20 protein-coding genes, 1 tRNA gene and 1 pseudogene are annotated in these 16,328 nt (G+C 59.3%); 11 read left to right on the forward strand and 11 right to left on the reverse strand.

Annotated elements, in window-relative coordinates:
* The first annotated feature begins 5 nt into the window (after positions 1-5).
* Both CARG_RS03295 and CARG_RS03300 read left to right on the forward strand, forming a co-directional pair.
* Entirely contained in the window at positions 6-554 is a 549-nt protein-coding gene (locus CARG_RS03295; RefSeq protein WP_020975976.1) for a DUF501 domain-containing protein, read from the forward strand.
* A gap of 20 nt (positions 555-574) precedes the next feature.
* The gene (locus tag CARG_RS03300; RefSeq protein ID WP_020975977.1) at positions 575-1,564 is read left to right on the forward strand and encodes a Ppx/GppA phosphatase family protein; all 990 of its coding nucleotides are present in this window, start codon (positions 575-577) and stop codon (positions 1,562-1,564) included.
* A gap of 90 nt (positions 1,565-1,654) precedes the next feature.
* Here the strand turns inward: CARG_RS03300 and CARG_RS03305 are convergent, their stop codons facing one another.
* Positions 1,655-2,530, reverse strand: coding sequence for a Bax inhibitor-1/YccA family protein (locus tag CARG_RS03305; RefSeq protein WP_020975978.1), 876 nt, complete (start codon positions 2,528-2,530; stop codon positions 1,655-1,657).
* Between the two features lie 181 nt (positions 2,531-2,711).
* Between CARG_RS03305 and CARG_RS03310 the strand changes: the two genes are divergently transcribed.
* Positions 2,712-2,785, forward strand: a tRNA-Leu gene (locus tag CARG_RS03310).
* 226 nt (positions 2,786-3,011) lie between these two features.
* Entirely contained in the window at positions 3,012-3,314 is a 303-nt protein-coding gene (locus tag CARG_RS03315; protein ID WP_020975979.1) for a hypothetical protein, read from the forward strand.
* 401 nt (positions 3,315-3,715) lie between these two features.
* Here the strand turns inward: CARG_RS03315 and CARG_RS03320 are convergent, their stop codons facing one another.
* From CARG_RS03320 to CARG_RS03330, 3 genes are read right to left on the reverse strand one after another with little or no spacing between them, the layout of a single operon-like run.
* Positions 3,716-4,219 carry a hypothetical protein gene (locus CARG_RS03320; RefSeq protein ID WP_020975980.1) on the reverse strand — a complete coding sequence of 168 codons (504 nt, stop codon included), beginning with the start codon at positions 4,217-4,219 and terminating at the stop codon, positions 3,716-3,718.
* A gap of 45 nt (positions 4,220-4,264) precedes the next feature.
* Positions 4,265-4,789, reverse strand: a complete 525-nt coding sequence (gene greA / locus CARG_RS03325; RefSeq protein ID WP_020975981.1) for a transcription elongation factor GreA — start codon at positions 4,787-4,789, stop codon at positions 4,265-4,267.
* A gap of 52 nt (positions 4,790-4,841) precedes the next feature.
* On the reverse strand, positions 4,842-5,261 hold the full coding sequence (locus CARG_RS03330) for a DUF4307 domain-containing protein (RefSeq protein ID WP_020975982.1): 420 nt from the start codon (positions 5,259-5,261) through the stop codon (positions 4,842-4,844).
* 44 nt (positions 5,262-5,305) lie between these two features.
* On the opposite strand from CARG_RS03330, the gene mca reads away from it, so the two are divergent.
* The 3 genes from mca to CARG_RS03345 are packed head-to-tail and all read left to right on the forward strand — an operon-like array spanning position 5,306 to position 7,264.
* The gene (gene mca, locus CARG_RS03335) at positions 5,306-6,217 is read left to right on the forward strand and encodes a mycothiol conjugate amidase Mca (RefSeq protein ID WP_020975983.1); all 912 of its coding nucleotides are present in this window, start codon (positions 5,306-5,308) and stop codon (positions 6,215-6,217) included.
* 10 nt (positions 6,218-6,227) lie between these two features.
* Positions 6,228-6,500, forward strand: coding sequence for a hypothetical protein (locus CARG_RS03340; RefSeq protein WP_020975984.1), 273 nt, complete (start codon positions 6,228-6,230; stop codon positions 6,498-6,500).
* 2 nt (positions 6,501-6,502) lie between these two features.
* On the forward strand, positions 6,503-7,264 hold the full coding sequence (locus CARG_RS03345) for an isoprenyl transferase (RefSeq protein WP_020975985.1): 762 nt from the start codon (positions 6,503-6,505) through the stop codon (positions 7,262-7,264).
* 15 nt (positions 7,265-7,279) lie between these two features.
* On the opposite strand, the gene coaA is transcribed toward CARG_RS03345, so the two are convergent.
* Positions 7,280-8,206 (reverse strand): type I pantothenate kinase, encoded by a 927-nt coding sequence (coaA, locus tag CARG_RS03350; RefSeq protein ID WP_020975986.1) that lies wholly within the window; start codon positions 8,204-8,206, stop codon positions 7,280-7,282.
* 110 nt (positions 8,207-8,316) lie between these two features.
* Here coaA and glyA point away from each other — a divergent pair, with 110 nt between their 5' ends.
* Positions 8,317-9,609: a serine hydroxymethyltransferase gene (glyA, locus tag CARG_RS03355; RefSeq protein WP_020975987.1), complete on the forward strand. Its 1,293-nt coding sequence runs from the start codon at positions 8,317-8,319 to the stop codon at positions 9,607-9,609.
* Here glyA and CARG_RS03360 read toward each other — a convergent pair.
* Complete coding sequence (locus CARG_RS03360; RefSeq protein ID WP_020975988.1) at positions 9,606-9,944, reverse strand: DUF5997 family protein; 339 nt, start codon at positions 9,942-9,944, stop codon at positions 9,606-9,608. The genes glyA and CARG_RS03360 overlap by 4 nt on opposite strands.
* 36 nt (positions 9,945-9,980) lie before the next feature.
* Between CARG_RS03360 and CARG_RS03365 the strand changes: the two genes are divergently transcribed.
* The 3 genes and pseudogenes from CARG_RS03365 to CARG_RS10200 form a co-directional block, all read left to right on the forward strand.
* Entirely contained in the window at positions 9,981-10,745 is a 765-nt protein-coding gene (locus CARG_RS03365; RefSeq protein WP_020975989.1) for a LysR family transcriptional regulator substrate-binding protein, read from the forward strand.
* A gap of 85 nt (positions 10,746-10,830) precedes the next feature.
* Positions 10,831-11,442 carry an LGFP repeat-containing protein gene (locus tag CARG_RS03370; protein WP_020975990.1) on the forward strand — a complete coding sequence of 204 codons (612 nt, stop codon included), beginning with the start codon at positions 10,831-10,833 and terminating at the stop codon, positions 11,440-11,442.
* 122 nt (positions 11,443-11,564) lie between these two features.
* Positions 11,565-11,699: pseudogene (locus CARG_RS10200) on the forward strand (GNAT family N-acetyltransferase); the annotation flags it as partial.
* A gap of 43 nt (positions 11,700-11,742) precedes the next feature.
* Here the strand turns inward: CARG_RS10200 and CARG_RS03375 are convergent.
* The 5 genes from CARG_RS03375 to CARG_RS03395 are packed head-to-tail and all read right to left on the reverse strand — an operon-like array spanning position 11,743 to position 16,319.
* Complete coding sequence (locus CARG_RS03375; protein ID WP_020975992.1) at positions 11,743-13,317, reverse strand: MDR family MFS transporter; 1,575 nt, start codon at positions 13,315-13,317, stop codon at positions 11,743-11,745.
* A complete protein-coding gene (locus CARG_RS03380) occupies positions 13,317-13,973 on the reverse strand; it encodes a TetR family transcriptional regulator (RefSeq protein ID WP_020975993.1) in 657 nt (218 codons plus the stop codon). The genes CARG_RS03375 and CARG_RS03380 overlap by 1 nt, the downstream gene beginning before the upstream one ends.
* A gap of 41 nt (positions 13,974-14,014) precedes the next feature.
* Positions 14,015-14,914, reverse strand: coding sequence for a 5-oxoprolinase subunit C family protein (locus tag CARG_RS03385; protein ID WP_236620160.1), 900 nt, complete (start codon positions 14,912-14,914; stop codon positions 14,015-14,017).
* A gap of 23 nt (positions 14,915-14,937) precedes the next feature.
* On the reverse strand, positions 14,938-15,594 hold the full coding sequence (locus tag CARG_RS03390; protein ID WP_020975995.1) for a 5-oxoprolinase subunit B family protein: 657 nt from the start codon (positions 15,592-15,594) through the stop codon (positions 14,938-14,940).
* Positions 15,591-16,319, reverse strand: coding sequence for a 5-oxoprolinase subunit PxpA (locus CARG_RS03395; RefSeq protein WP_020975996.1), 729 nt, complete (start codon positions 16,317-16,319; stop codon positions 15,591-15,593). The genes CARG_RS03390 and CARG_RS03395 overlap by 4 nt, the downstream gene beginning before the upstream one ends.
* Positions 16,320-16,328 lie beyond the last annotated feature (9 nt).

Below are 16,328 nucleotides of genomic sequence, written 5' to 3' on the forward strand. Positions count from 1 at the left end.
GCCCCATGCCTGACACTTCCCACGTCGATCCCCAGGACCTCGCGACCGTTGCCGAACAGCTTGGCAGGCAGCCCCGCGGCGTCGTTGAAATTTCTTACCGCAGCCCGGATGGTGTTCCCGGTGTAGTTAAGACCCGCCCGCGCCTGGATGACGGTACTCCCTTCCCGACGCTGTACTACTTGACGGATCCCCGCCTGACTGCAGAGGCCTCCCGCCTGGAGGTCGCACAGGTGATGAAATGGATGACGTCGCGTTTGGCTTCGGACGCAGAATTGGCTGCGGATTATCAGGCGGCGCACGAGCATTTCTTGGCTGTGCGCAATGAAATGGAAGACCTCGGCACGGATTTCTCCGGCGGGGGTATGCCCGATCGGGTGAAGTGCCTGCACGTACTCATTGCGTATGCGTTGGCTGAAGGCCCTGAACGTGTCCGTTTGGGCACCGAGGCCGTGGCACTGGCCGCTGAGAATCCCGATCTGCGCGGCAGTGCTATTCCCGCCGATTGGCCGACCGCTGCCGAACTTGGCATCGACACCAGCCTGTTTGAAGACTAGAGAAAAAAAAGGGGCAGCTGATGGCCACGAGTGCACCCAGGGTCGCCGCAGTCGACTGCGGTACCAACTCCATCCGCCTGTTGATCAGCGAAATCCGTGGGCCTAAGCCCTCCGACATCGTGCAGATCCGCAGGGAGATGACGATCGTCCGATTGGGCGAGGGCGTCGACGCCAGCGGCAAATTTTCTGACGCCGCCTTGGGGCGCGTACGCACCGCCTTGGAGCGTTATGCGGACACCATGGTCGCCGAAAGAGTCACGGCTGTTCGGATGGTTGCTACCTCCGCGACCCGCGATGCGTCCAACCGGCATGAGTTTTTCCGTATGACGGAGCAGATCCTTAGCCGGGTTGTGCCGGGGGCGCGTGCCGAGGTGATTACCGGTACTGAGGAAGCCGAATTGTCCTTCCGGGGTGCTATCGCTGATCTGCCGGCGGACAAGGGGCCTTTCTGTGTTATCGACTTGGGTGGTGGCAGCACCGAATTTATCGTCGGCACAGAGTCGGAAATCTTAGGCAGTCACTCTGCTCAGATTGGATGCGTGCGCCTCAGCGAACGAATCCTACACACTGACCCTCCCGCAGAGCCAGAGATTGACGCCGCGCGCGCCTTTGCCGCAGAGAAGGTCGCCGAAGTGCGCCAAACGGTTCCCTTGAGGAAGGCCGCCACCTTTGTTGGTTGCGCCGGCACATTCACCACACTGTCCGCCCTGGCTCTCGGCTTGGAGGAATATGACGAGCGGGCGATCCACAACTCCACCCTGGAATTCGACGCGTTGCGCGTGCTGACTGCCCAGCTGCTGCGCCAGACGGCCGCACAGCGTGCGGCACAGCCGGTGGTACACGAAGGCCGGGCGGATGTGATCGGCGGCGGCTGCATTGTCGTCGATGCCATCATGGACGAAGCACAAGCCGCAACCGATGGGGCGGCGTCATCGTTTGTGATTTCTGAAAAAGACATCCTGGACGGGATCGTTTTTGGCTTGAGCGAGCAGCTACACCTCGAGGGGTAGGGGAATCACGCGCCAGGGCATAAGTAAAACCCCAGTCTGTGGGGCACACACGGTGCCGACCACGGGCCGGGGTTTTAGTCTGTGACGCTACTAGCGGTTGTTGAAGTAGCTGAGCAGACGCAGGATCTCGGTGTAGAGCCACACCAGAGTCACAGCCAGGCCGAGTGCAACACCCCAGGCCATCTTGGCGGGTGCGCCAGCGCGAACGAGCTTGTCGGCATTGTCGAAGTCCTGAAGGAAGCTCATAGCCGCAAGGCCGATGCACACCAGTGAGAACACGATCGACAGCGGGCCACCATCACGCAAAACGTTGAAGCCGAAGAAGCTGCCAACAAAATTACCCAGCATAAGCACCAGCACACCGATGAAGCCGCCCATCAGCAAACGGGTGAACTTCGGGGTGACCTTCACAGCACCGGTCTTGTAAACGTAGAGCATGCCCGCAAAAACACCCAAGGTGCCGAGCACTGCCTGACCGATGAGGACGCCTGCGCTAACAGAGCTGACAGTCATGGAAGCGAACATGTAAGAGATGCCGCCGACCAGCAAACCCTCAAAAACTGCGTAGGTCAAGGTGACAGCTGCGGAGCCGTACTTCTTGCCGAACGTGCTCACCAAAACGGTAATCAGGCCACCGATGGCGCCAATCAGGGCAAGGCCCATGGCAAGCCCGGGGGCGACAGTGCCGATGAAGAAGTTAACGATCGCCACCGCAATGATGACACCGAGGGTGATGCCGGTTTTGGAAATGACGTCATCGACAGTCATGGCGCGCTCAGCTGGAGCGACGGCACCGGGGAAGCCGGGCTGCTGCCCAACACCAGCGCCGAAAGGAGACTGCTGGTACGGGTTCTGCTGGCCGAATCCAGCACCCGCACCATAGGGGTTGCCGTAGGGGTTTCCGTACTGCTGCGGAGCGCCTCCGTTGGCAGTTAAGTCTTTAAAAACAGGATTGCTGCTTCGCACGTTGTCAGGTGTCCTTTCAAAGGATCCACGCCACGAGTAGTGACCTGGAATTGATGTACACCCTTTACAACGAACAAACGTTGCGAAAAGTTCCAACAGGGTGGTTCGTGGGTATCTGTGCAGGGCTGTTTGGTTGGCCACTGTTATGGTCTAGACTGTTTTATTGGCTTTTAAACAGCCAGCCCCTATAGCCCAATTGGCAGAGGCAGTGGACTTAAAATCCATTCAGTGTCGGTTCGAGTCCGACTGGGGGCACGCGTGAGCCCCTACCAAAAACGATGGTAGGGGCCTTTTCTTTGCCTGATTCGCAGCCATATTCCTCGATGCCACGGCACTCCCAGGGCAGGCACCGGCACGGCTCGGTGGAGTGCACGTTTTCCGTGCAGACACAGGTTTGTGCTGGTGTACTGCCGCACTGGTACCGGCCTATCATATAGGCTGGCAGCTTCCCCGCCAGACGACAACAAGTAAGGAGGCAATGATGGCAACAGCACAAAGCGACTACATTACGCATTTCAATGCAGCGGTTGATGTGGTGTTTGAATTAAAGAATCTGTGGGATCCAGATGGGGAAAATCGACAACTCCGCAAAATCGCTGGGGAATGTGCCGAAGCCCCTTTTGAAACCATCGGCGACATGTTCGGATACGCAGAACAACATGGGCTGAACACCCCTGCAGATCTAGCAGACCGACTAAAAAATATTGAGCCCGTCGATGATGATGATTCCATGTACGCGGTATGCATTGAACTTGCAGAACAACTAGCAGCGCCCGTCGAGTAAACACCTTGTTGTGTCTAGCGCCAGGTTCGATCCCCGACGCGATGTTTGGCTACAGCACCTTTCACACCTTGATCGACACGGCGGCATCGGTAGGCAGGCGCCGGCATCCGCTGGCAGGCGCTGGCACGGCTTGGTGGAGCGCAAGCGTACACAAATTTTGGCTTCTCGTCACCCATGTCTCGTCTACAATCACTCCCAAGAGACTGCCTAGTAGAAAGGCCGGAACCATGGCTGGCGAGCAAGGGGTGCAATCCCGCGCTATAAGCGGGGTTTGAATTCCCAGACCCATCCGGACTAATCGAAAGTGGTCCAGTGGGGGCTTGGGTTGCACTAAAAAGTTGAAGCCGCCGGCACTCCTAACAAGTGCGCCGGCGGCTTCAAGCCTTTATGCGGTGTATCGCTTAGGAGGCGAAAGGCTGACCATCAACCATCAGAGTGGTGAATTCAACGTCGGGGGAGGTGCCCAAGTTCGCGGGGTTGACCAATGCCACCTCGACCTGGGACTCGACGAATTTGCCATCGGCGCAATTCGGGATGCACTCGTTGATGCGTCGAGTTGCAGTACCAGTAGCCTCAGTATCGGTCCAGGAATTCCACTTGATGTTCACGAGCTCATCATTGTTGTCCGCACATGCCAAGGAAAGGGTCTTCGGCTTGCGCTCGCCCTTGTCAGCAGCGCACAGACCACGGTAGGTCGGAGTAGCGGCGTCCTTGCCGTCCTTGGCTGCGGCAGCAGGCTGAGCTTCATCGGTGCTTTCAGCGGCCTTAGCGGTGGTGGAGGGAGCCTCTACGGCGGTAGCGGTGTCGACGCGAACATCGCTGGGGTTTTCGTTGGGCGGGGTGCATGCTGCGAGTGCGAGGGTGCCAGCAACGAGGGCCACACCGGTAATGGAGATGCGCTTCATGGACTAACTCCTGTGAGTTCTAGAGCTACTGTTAACTATTGTTTTTTACTTGCTTTCACGCAGAGTGGCGTACTTCTGGGAGTCGTAGGGCTCTGCGGAAATAATGGTGACGGAAATGGTGTTGCCGTTGGGGGCGGTGTACTCGCGGGTTTCGCCTTCGCGTGCACCCAAAACAGCGGCGCCGAGCGGTGCATGCTCGGAGTAAGTTTCGAGGTCCTTGTTGTCAGAGGCAGCAGCGCGGGTACCGATCAGGAAGGTTTCCTTCTGATCCTTGTCGCCATTGTAGTACACGTGCACGACGGAACCAACCACAGCGACGCCCTCTTCGATGGAGGAACGCTCGGTGGTGGAGTTGGCGAGGATCTCCGAGATTTGCTTGATGCGGGCCTCTTCTTGGTCCTGCATTTCGCGGGCGGCATCGTAGCCTGCGTTTTCCTTCAGGTCACCTTCTTCGCGGCGCTCGTTAATTTCGGCGGCGACGACGGGGCGGTGAGCAATAAGTGCATTGAGCTCGTTTTCGAGCTTCTGCTTGGTTTCCGGTGTGATGTACTGCTTCTGATTCTCAGCCATAAAGGAAACCCTATCACGCGGGCGCAGGGTTATACCCGCTATATCGGAGCCCCTACTGTAGGTAGTCGGGGATGACGTCTGAGCAGCCGTAAACAGTACCTGCGACGGGCTCGTCATTGGTGGGGATATCGACGGTTACTGGCTGGGTTTTCGCTCCACCGGCGGGAACGAGGACTTCCCGCCGGCCCACCTCAGCTTTGTTGTAATTTAGTGCGGTGACGATGCAATACGCTGGGGCATCGGGGTTCTTACGAGTGATATCCACCGTGGAGCGGAGGGTGTGGTCGTCGACTCGTTCGATGCCGGCCTGGGTGGCGGAGACAGTGGTGGCGCGTTGGCGCTGGAAATACTGCACGGCGACGATGATGATCGCTATGGCGATGAGTACCGCTGCGATGGCAACGAGTTTGCCCGATAGGTTGGGCTGTGTGCCAGGGACGTTGTAGCGACTGGTGCGTTTGTTCTCGCGCATGGCTACATCTTAGCCCTGTTGCTTCTAAGATAAATCGGGTGACTATGAACCAAGGTCTTCGACTGCTCGCAATCCACGCCCACCCCGACGATGAGTCCAGCAAGGGTGCCGCCACTATGGCCCGCTATGTTTCGGAGGGCAACCGGGTGATGGTGGTGACGTGTACCGGTGGCGAACGCGGTGACATCCTCAACCCCGCACTGCTGGCAGAGGACACCACCGCTGACGACATCGCCGCTATCCGTCGTACAGAGATGGCTCAGGCCGCTGCGATTTTGGGTGTTGAGCACATGTGGTTGGGCTACGAGGATTCAGGGTTGCCCTCCGGCGACCCGCTGCCGCCGCTGCCCGAAGGCTGCTTTGCTCTTCAGGACAACGACGAGGTTGTGCGACGCCTCGTCGGAGTGCTGCGTACTTTCCGGCCACACGTGATCATCACCTATGACGAGAATGGTGGCTACCCGCATCCGGATCATCTGAAGGTTCATGAGGTATCCATGTTGGCGTGGGACGCATGTGCCGACCCTGAGTACGCCCCCGAGTTGGGTGGAGCGTGGGCTCCTTTGAAGATGTACTACACCCACGGGTTTATCAGGCAGCGCTTGGAATTATTTGACGCGGAATCTGAGCGCCTTGGGCAGCCCAGGCCCTACCAAGAGATCTTGGGTCGTTGGAAGTCGCTGCGCGGTGACATCATGTCGCGAGTGACTACACAGGTTGACGTCGCGAACTTTTTCGAGCAGCGTGACGATGCGCTGCGTGCGCATGCGACGCAGATTGATCCTGCCGGCACCTTCTTCGCGACGTCATTGGATGTGCAGCGCAGACTGTGGCCCACGGAGGAGTTTGAACTGGCGCGCACACGCATCGACGTCCCCGGTTTTGAGGGTGTTACCCGCCTGCCGGATGCCGGCATGGAAACCGACCTGTTCGCGGGCATCGAAGACGAAAGCTAGAGTCTAAGACATGTTGTTGATGGATATCCTCGCCCAGGCAGAGCCCTCGAGGCCGTTGGGTTCAGAATTCGGTAAGGCCTCACCGGTGGGGTTGTTCCTCATTGTGGTGCTGCTGGCCATCGTGCTGTACCTGGGGTGGGCGCTCAATCGTCGCCTGAAGCGCATGGCACGCCGCCGCGCGTTCGCTGAGGCCCACGGGATTGACATTTTCGATACCGAGGCGCTGGACAAAGCCATGGCCGAGGCCGGTCTGGCTGACGTGAACAAAGAGCGCTTGATCTGATCATGAGAACCCTGCTCTATCCCTTGTACGAGTGGCGGCTCCAGCGGCAGCTGAAGTCTAAGCCGCAGCCTCGGCATGTGGCCATCATGTGCGATGGTAATCGCCGCTGGGCTCGGGAGGCTGGGTTCGCAGATGTTAGCCACGGCCACCGGGTCGGGGCGAAAAAGATCGGCGAGATGGTTCGCTGGTGCCAAGACACCGACATCGAACTGGTCACTGTCTACCTGTTGAGCACCGAGAATCTGGCGCGCGAAGAGTCAGAACTGGAGCTGCTGTTCGACATCATCGGCGATGTTGTCGACGAGCTTTCGGAGTCCGACACCAATTGCAGCGTGCGCATGGTGGGGCATCTGGACTTGTTGCCGGACGAGCTTCGCTCGCGTCTTAAGCGTGCGGAGGAAGCCACCAAAGACCACACGGGCGTGTGCGTGAATGTTGCGGTTGGCTACGGTGGGCGTCAAGAAATTGTTGACGCCGCGCGCAAACTGTTGCTGGAGCAGGCTGCTGCTGGTGTGACGACCTCTGAACTGGCCGACAGCATCACTATTGAATCGATCAGCGAGCACCTGTACACCTCGGGCCAGCCTGACCCGGATTTGGTGATTCGTACGTCTGGGGAGCAGCGTCTGTCGGGTTTCTTGCTGTGGCAGGCGGCGTATTCGGAGATTTGGTTTACCGATACCTATTGGCCGGCGTTCAGGCGGGTGGATTTTTTGCGTGCGTTACGTTCTTACGCGTCCCGAACTCGTAGGTTTGGCCGCTAGTCGAGCCGCCGGCTGTTAAACCTTGCGCATGCGCACACGGCGCACCAAGTGATCGTCACCTTTTTGCATGATGAGTGAGGCTCGCACTTTGGTGGGGGCGATGTTTTCCACAAGGTTGGGCAGGTTGACTGATTGCCAGATTTCGCGTGCCTGGGCTGTCGCTTGGGCATCGCTTAGGTTCGCGTAGTACTTGAAGTGCGCGCCGGGGGCTCGGAAGGATGTGTGGCGCAGTTCGAGGAAGCGCTCGATGTACCACTGTTCGATGTCTTGGGTCTTCGCGTCGACGTAGATGGAGAAGTCAAACAAGTCACTGACCATTAGCGTCGGCCCGGTTTGTAGCACGTTGAGGCCTTCGAGGATCAAGATGTCCGGCTGGGAGACGGTGATGAATTCTCCGGGGACTCGGTCGTAGCGGGTGTGGGAGTAGACAGGGGCGGTGCAGTGGCTGCGGCCGGCTTTGACGTCGGTGACGAAACGCAGCAGGGCACGTTGGTCGTAGGATTCGGGGAAGCCTTTGCGGTTGAGGATGCCCCGGCGCTTGAGTTCGTCGGTGGGGTAGAGGAACCCGTCGGTGGTGACTAGGTCAACGCGTGGGTGGGATTCCCAGCGCTGCAGAAGTACTTGGAGCAAGCGGGCAGTGGTGGATTTGCCGACGGCGACAGATCCCGCGATGCCGATGATGAAGGGCACGTGGTGAGGTTTGGAACCGAGGAATGTTGACGTCGCGCGGGTTAATTGTTGGCGCGCTGCTACCTGGAGGTGGATGAGACGGCTGAGTGGCAGGTAGACTACTTCGACTTCTTGGAGGTCGATGTTTTCGCCCATGCCTCGAAGTTCGTCGACTTCCTGCTCTGTGAGCACCTGCGGCATGTGTTGGCGCAGGCTGTGCCAGGTGCTGCGGTCGAAGTCGAGATAGGGGCTGGTGTCAGCGTGGCGAGCCATGTAGCTCATTGTGCCAAAGATAGCGGTGTTGTTGGTCTACAGGGGGTAGTTTGTTTGCTGCTTAGGGTTATGATTGCGTACGACCCACTGAACTAGTCGAGAGGTTCTTTATGACCGCGTCTGACGTCCGTTACCAACCGTTGCACGAACTTGATCCTGAGGTTGCTGCCGCTATTGCTGGGGAGCTTTCCCGCCAGCGCGACACCCTTGAGATGATCGCTTCTGAAAACTTTGTTCCGCGCGCTGTGCTGCAGGCTCAGGGTTCGGTTTTGACCAATAAGTATGCCGAGGGGTACCCGGGGCGTCGTTACTACGGCGGTTGTGAGTACGTTGACGTGGTTGAGGACCTGGCGCGTGACCGCGCGAAGGCTGTCTTCGGTGCGGAGTATGCCAACGTTCAGCCGCACGCTGGTGCGCAGGCGAACGCTGCGGTTTTGATGGCTTTGGCCAACCCGGGCGACAAGATCATGGGTCTGTCTTTGGCTCATGGTGGGCACTTGACCCACGGCATGAAGCTGAACTTCTCCGGCAAGCTGTACGAGGTTGCTGCCTATGGTGTCGACCCCGAGACCATGCGTTTGGACATGGACGCCGTGCGCGAGCAGGCGTTGAAGGAACGCCCCCAGGTGCTGATCGCCGGCTGGTCTGCCTACCCCCGCCACGTTGATTTCGCCGCGTTCCGTTCGATCGCGGATGAGGTTGGGGCGAAGCTGTGGGTGGATATGGCTCACTTCGCTGGTTTGGTTGCTGCGGGTCTGCACCCCTCTCCGGTTCCGCATGCTGACGTCGTGTCGACTACCGTTCACAAGACTCTGGGCGGCCCGCGCTCCGGCATGATTTTGGCTAAGCAGGACTACGCCAAGGCGTTGAACTCTGCTGTGTTCCCGGGCCAGCAGGGTGGTCCTTTGATGCATGCTGTGGCTGCGAAGGCTATTGCCATGAAGATCGCTGCGACGGAGGAGTTCAAGGCTCGTCAGCAGCGCACCCTGGATGGTGCTGCTATTTTGGCTGAGCGTTTGACTGCCGCTGATTGTGCTGCGGCTGGTGTGGACGTACTCACCGGTGGCACTGACGTGCACTTGGTCTTGGCTGACCTGCGTAATTCTGAGATGAATGGCCAGGAGGCCGAGGATCTGCTGCACGAGGTTGGCATCACCGTCAACCGCAATGCTGTGCCGAACGACCCCCGTCCCCCGATGGTGACTTCTGGTCTGCGTATCGGTACCCCGGCGTTGGCTACCCGTGGTTTTGATGACGCCGCGTTCACCGAGGTTGCAGACATCATCGGCACCGCACTGGCAGCCGGTAAGAATGCCGATGTTGCGTCGCTGCGCGCCCGCGTGAGTGCGCTGGCCGAGCAGTACCCCCTCTACGAGGGCCTCGAAGAGTGGAAGATGGTTTAAGCGTCCTTATTCTTGGCGTTTTCTTCGCGCTGCTCGGCCAATTGGGTGCGGGCAGTGCGTAGCCATTCGGGCTGATCTTCCAGTAGGGCTTTGATGTCAGCGGTGGTTAGGGGCTTGTCCATGTCGTTGCGTTTGAGCGCGGCGATGGTGATGCCGAGTTTTTGCGCTACGACGGGGCGGGGGTGCGGCCCGGTGCGGCGCAGTTCGGACAGCCACTCGGGCGGGTTGGCTTGCAATTCGATGAACTGCTCGTGGCTGAGGCCGGTCGCTTGAAATTCCTCAGGGGAGGCGGGCAGGTAGATGCCCAGTTTCTTCGCTGCGGTCCGTGGCTTCATCAGGTTATTCACGCACTCACGGTAGCATGAATGCCCATGGACGCCAGGCTGAAGCTCAATTTTTTCTATGTCACCGGTACCGCTCCGGGAAAGTGGATGGAGAGGTTCAGCGAACGCACTGACTATCGTTTGGACGCTCACGAGTCTGCGGATCCTTTAGCTGTGCTGCTTGACCCCCGCGACGTCGTTAATGATGGGGCGGTGACTGTGGGGTTGGTGCGTTTGCCCGATGAGCGCATCACCGACGACATGCACGTGGTGCGTTTATACGAGGAGGCCCCGGGTGTGGCGGTGCCCAAAGACCACGAGCTCAGCTTGCTTAGCACCATCACCCCCGAAGACTTGGATGAGCTTGGTGACGCCGCGGGGGTTTTGTTCGAAGGACACGGCCCGGTTCCAGTGGGGGAGGTCAAAGCGCAATTGGATGTGGTGGCGGCAAACGTCGGGCAGGTGATTGCGCCGCGCCCGCTGCTGCGTCGGCTCAACGTTTCGGGCACTGTGCATGCGGACTATGCGGGCTCTGTCGCCACACCCGTCGCTTTGGTGTGGTTTAAAGACGACGACTGCGACATGGTGCAAGACTTTGTGGGCATTGCCCGCGGGAGGAAGCAATCGAGCTCGCGGATGGCCAAGGATGCAGGGAACAAGGGTGCTTCAAGGAGCGCACAGGGCAGGGGTGCCTCGGGGGCGAAGAAGAGAAAAGCACAGGGATCAAAAGCCAAAAACATGAGGAAAGGCAAAGCTTCTTTAAAGGGTAAAGGTGGCGCACGTCGTAGAAAAAATAGCCCCAACCAGAGGTAATAATGTGCCGTGTGGTGTGCTTTTCGGGCTGCCGAAGTGCTACCGTAGCCGTGTAGGTTTTCTTTTAAGAGGAAGTTGGTATCACATGAACACTCGTCTCGTTGCCGCAGCTGCTGTGGTCGCATTGTCCCTCGGCGCAGTTGCTTGCTCCAGCGACGATGCAACCAAGGTGAAGGACTCCGCAACCTCCGCAGCTGAAGCCGCCACCTCGGCAGCCAAGGACGGCGCCGACGGCGCTGCCGACAAGGCTAAGGAAGGCGCTGACAAGGCCAAGGAAGCCGGCGAAGCCGCTGGCGATAAGGCCGCCGACGCCCTCGAAGGTATGGCTGAGGTCACCGACGCACAGGGTGCAACCGTCAAGATCCCCGCACAGGCTAAGGCACTGTGGGAGAAGATGGGCGGCGCTAAGGGCCACCTGGGTGCCATCACCTCTGTCACCGACCGCAACGAAGGCAAGGAAGCCATCGTTGAAACCGAGGGCGGCCAGAAGATCGTCTACTCCAAGGACACCGGCGCACACATCGTCCAGGGCATGATCGCTGAAACCTGGATGAGCGAAGGTGGCCTGGATGCCCCCGTCGGCCTGCCCACCTCTGATGAGCAGCGTGTCGACAACGGCTGGACCCAGGAGTTCAGCAACGGCAGCATCTCCTGGTTGAGTGACCATCAGGGCACCTTCTCTGCAACTGTCAGCTAAGTAGCCCCTTGGGCAGTCACCGCTAGTGTGCCTGTCCCACATGGCACTGTAGGCACCAGCCTTTCCCACCTCGGGTAGAGCTGGTGCCTACATCTATATTCACGTTAGTTAGACTTGCCCCCATGGCTGACTTCACCATCCGCCCGCTGCGGCAACAAGACTTCCCCCAGGTTCAAAAAATTTATGAAATGGGCCTTGAAATTGGGCATGCCACCTTCGAACTCCGGGCACCCACGTGGGAAGAATTCTCCCGTAGTTCTCGGCGGTAGGAGGACAATGTCGGCGCAGCCCTAGGGGTGCTTAGGAGATTGTCTCCTTGAGAGAATCCTCCCGGACGAACATCAACAAGATGACCGCCACGATCGACAGCGGAACCAACATGAGGAATACCGGAGTCAGTGCATCGTTGTAGGAAATATCGATAGCCTGAGACAGGGGTTCGGGCAATGAAGCAACAATTCCGGGGGTCAAGCTGGATTTCCCGTGGCTCATCAAATCGCTAAACTGTGCGGCGTCGGGCCCCATGGTCTTCAGCGCGGCCGGCACGTTTTCGCTCAAACGCTGGGTCAAGTTAGAAACAAACACGCCACCAACAAACGCCGACCCCACCGCGCTGCCGATCTGGCGGAAGAAGTTATTGGCTGCAGTAGCGGTGCCGACCATCGCGATCGGGAAGGAGTTTTGGACGATGAGCACCAGGATCTGCATCGCAGCGCCCAAACCGAAACCGAACACGAACAAGCACATCCCGACGTGGACCAGGCTGGAACTAGCCTCAAGTTGAGACAGGAGCGCCAGGCCGATGGTGACAATCACGAGACCTGCGACCGGGAACCACTTGTAGCGGCCGGTTCGGGAGACAATGTTGCCCACCACGATAGAGGTGCCCATCAGGCCCGCCATCATGGGGATCATCATCAGGCCCGCATTGGTCGGCGTCATGGAATGCACCATCTGCAAGTAGGTCGGGATGTAGGCGAGCGTACCAAACATGAAAATGCCGACGAACAGACCAGCGATCGTGGTGAGCGTGAAATTGCGATTCGCAAACAGCTGCATCGGGATGATCGGGTTAGAGGCTTTAAGCTCGGTAAAAACAAACAGTGCACTAAACACAGCCGCACTGATGCCCAGCAGGATGATCCGGGTCGAGCCCCACGGGTACTCATTACCGCCCCAGGTGATCAGCAAGATGATTGACGTAGTGGCGATAGCCATCGTGGCCATGCCCAACCAGTCGGTGGCGCCAACAGCCCTGCGCTTCGGCAATTTGAGGAATGCCGCGATGCCGGTGAGGGCAATGATGCCCAAGGGCACGTTGAGCCACATACCCCAGCGCCAGCCGGGACCGTCAGTAAACCAACCACCGAGCACGGGGCCCAACACACTACTCACGCCGAACACGGAGCCCATGACACCCATGTACTTGCCGCGCTGACGGGCCGGCACGACGTCAGCAATGATCGCCTGAGACATGATCATCATGCCGCCACCAGCAACACCTTGAAGGGCGCGGCAGATAATCAGAACCGACATCGAGGTGGCCATGCCGCCCACGATCGAACCCACGATAAACAGACTGACGGCAAACATGAACAAGCCCTTGCGGCCAATCATGTCGCCCACCTTGCCGAAAATCGGAAGGGCGATCGTCTCGCCCAGAAGGAAGGCGGTGATCACCCAGGTCATGTGCTCGACGCCGCCGAGGTCGCCGACGATAGTGGGCAGGGCGGTGGAGAAGATCATCTGCCCCAGTGAGCTCATGAGCATCGTGAGCATCAGGGCAGTGAACACCAGGGCCACGTTGGGTTTGTGCGCCGACGTCTGCGACTCGTTGGTGTCCTTTTTATCGATGGCTGCAGTTGCGTTGCTCATCAGTGGGCGTCTCCTTGGTGTTCGTTGGTGATTAGCGTGTGTAGGTGTGCCAGTGCGAAGTGGCAGCTGCGGCGGAGGGAATTATCGGAGGCGTCGTCGCCTTCGGCCCAGCGGTGGAAGCCCAGTTCGATGCAGGTGCGGGCCAAGCTCATCCATGTGTCGGCTTCGGCTTCCACGCTCAGGGCATCCAGTTGGCGCTGGTCGGGGTGGGCGTTGAAGTACACGCCCAGTGCCTGCTTGTAGGACTTGTGTGCCTCGATCAGCTGAGACATCCGGGCCACGCCCAGTTGGGGGCGTTGGGTGAGGATCTGCTTGCGACGTTTGCGTACCTCGGGGCAGGTGTAGCCGTAGCCTTCAATAAAGCCGTCCACTATGAGATCCACGATCGACGCCAACAGGGGAGTATGTACGTCGCGCGCGAAGGCGTGGACTTCGTCTTCGCTCAGGGGAGTGGGCAAGGGGCCGAGGACAGCGGTTTCCTTGCTGTCGACATAGTTGAAGAAGGTGCGTTTGGATATTTCTGCGGCTTGGCAGATGTCTTCTACGGTGACGCCATCAAAGCCGCGGTCGAGGACCAGCCGGGTGGCGTGTTCCTCGATGGCGGCTTTGGTTGCGCGGCGTTTGCTTTCGCGCAGGGTGAGGTTGGGGGAATTCACGAAAAGTAAACCTACTGCAAACTTTCACCCGGTGCAAAAATTTACTTGGTGAAGTTCTGCACCTGTCTGCGGCGAAAGCGAACCAGATCACCCGGAGCCAACTGAGCACACCTATCCGACGAACGACCGCTCAACACACCAATCACCGGATACCCACCGGTCACGGGATGATCCGGACCAAAAATCACAGGATGGCCATTGGGTGGAACCTGAATGGCGCCACGTACCGTTCCCTCACTAGCAAGCTCCTGATCAACCACGCGCTCTAAAGGATGCGCGGCAGTAAGACGCACACCCACACGATTCGAATCCGAACCCACCGTAAAGGTCTGTGAACACAACGCAGCAGGATCCCTAAACCATCCATCCCGGGGCCCCATGATGACCTCCAGCTCGACAACACGCTGGCCCGCACGCCACAGGGGAGTGAGCTCCCTCAACGCAGGATGCCAGCCAGACTCAGCCACCCCAACAGCCAGAACATCGCCCTGCGTCAGCGGCGCCGGCCCAAGCCCACTCATCACGTCCGTGCTGCAACTGCCCAACACCTTCGCCGCGCGCACACCCCCACGAACACCCACATAGCCGCGCATACCAGCAGAAAACATCCCAATGTTGATGCAGTCGCCCTCCGCGACGTCAACAACCCTATTGCTAAACAACCTGCGCGCAGGCTGCCCACTGGAAGGAAACACCGTCACCGAGCACGCCACACCCGTGACAATCAGCATCGCGGAACGCAACGCCCGCAACTCCAACCCACCCATCAGCACTTCCAGTACCGCACAGTCGGGATCATTGCCCACAGCATGGTTGGCCCGCGCCGCCGACAAACGATCAAAGCTGCCAGAGGCGCACACACCCACAGACGCAAAACCAGCCCGCCCACCATCCTGAATAAGCGTCTGCGGCCCTGTCGCAATAACCTCGAACGTATCCACGCCCTCGCACCTATCCAGGCCCATCAGACACGCCCCTCAGAATCAACAAAGCGCACACCCATCCCCGGGGCCAGCAACGCCGGCGGAGTGCGATCAACATCAAACAACACAGCATCCGTACGGCCAATCAACTGCCAACCACCCGGCGACGCATTCGGATACACACCACTAAAACGACCCGCCAACCCCACCGACCCAGCAGGAATCTTCGGCCGAGGAGTCTCACGCCGCGCAACCTCACGACGCTCACCCTGCCCCACGAGGTAGAAAAAGCCCGGCGCAAAACCCCCAAACGCCACCTGCCACACCTGATCCTGATGCCAGCGGACCACAGCATCCACGCTGATGCCGAAACTATCCGCGACGTCATGAAGATCCGGCCCATCGTAGGTCACCCCGATCTCCTTTATTGATGACGTCGCGGGGGCCTGGGTCGCAGCACGCGGCGACAACCCAGACACAAAAGCGACCACATTGCGCACCCGCGCAGGATCGCAGACAACCAGCAGCGTCTCCGCAGCCGGCACAACATCAACAACCCCCGCCACCCGGCCGGAATCCACCGCGGCGCCAATCTGCGCCGTCAGGTCCAACACGCAATCCAACACTTCAGAACCCGCCGGGCAACTGCTTGCCACATCGACGATGAACGCGGACTCACCACACGCACGAACCCTCATCGAAGACCCAACGCATCCAAACGCTCAGCCACACGACGAGCCAACTCAACCGCCGCAGGATTATCCCCATGCACGCACAAAGAATCCGCACGCACAGACACAGCCTGGCCATCCACGGACGTAATCGATTCGCCCCGCGCAAAGGCCACAGCCTGGGCCACAGCGGCCTCCGGATCATGCAACACAGCCCCCGGCTGGCTACGCGACATCAACCGCCCCTGCGCCGTATACGCGCGATCGATGAAAGCCTCCTCAATCACTTCGATGCCGCGCTCGCGAGCCCACTCGGTGGCCTCGCACCCCGCCAACAACATAATCGGCATGCCCTCCGGCAAACCATCAAACACAGCCTCCGCCTGGGGGCGATCCCAGGCAATGCGGTTATACAACGCGCCATGAGGCTTCACATACGACACAGCTGCGCCGGCGCGCCGGGCACACGCCTCAAGCGCGCCAATCTGATACAGCGTCTCCGCCGTCAGCTCTCGTGGCGCATAGGCCATATCGCGACGGCCAAACCCAGCCAAATCCCGATAACCCACATGCGCACCCACCATGACGCCGCGCCGGGCAGCCTCAGTGCAGGTATCGATCATCGTCGCAGCATCACCGGCGTGAAAACCACAGGCGACATTAGCGCGGTCGACAACAGCGAGCATCGCGGCGTCATCACCCATAGGCCACAGGCCGAAACGCTCGCCCAGATCCGCATTCAAATCAACCATCGAACAACT

Source organism: Corynebacterium argentoratense DSM 44202 (genome assembly GCF_000590555.1).
Classification (GTDB): Bacteria; Actinomycetota; Actinomycetes; order Mycobacteriales; family Mycobacteriaceae; genus Corynebacterium; species Corynebacterium argentoratense.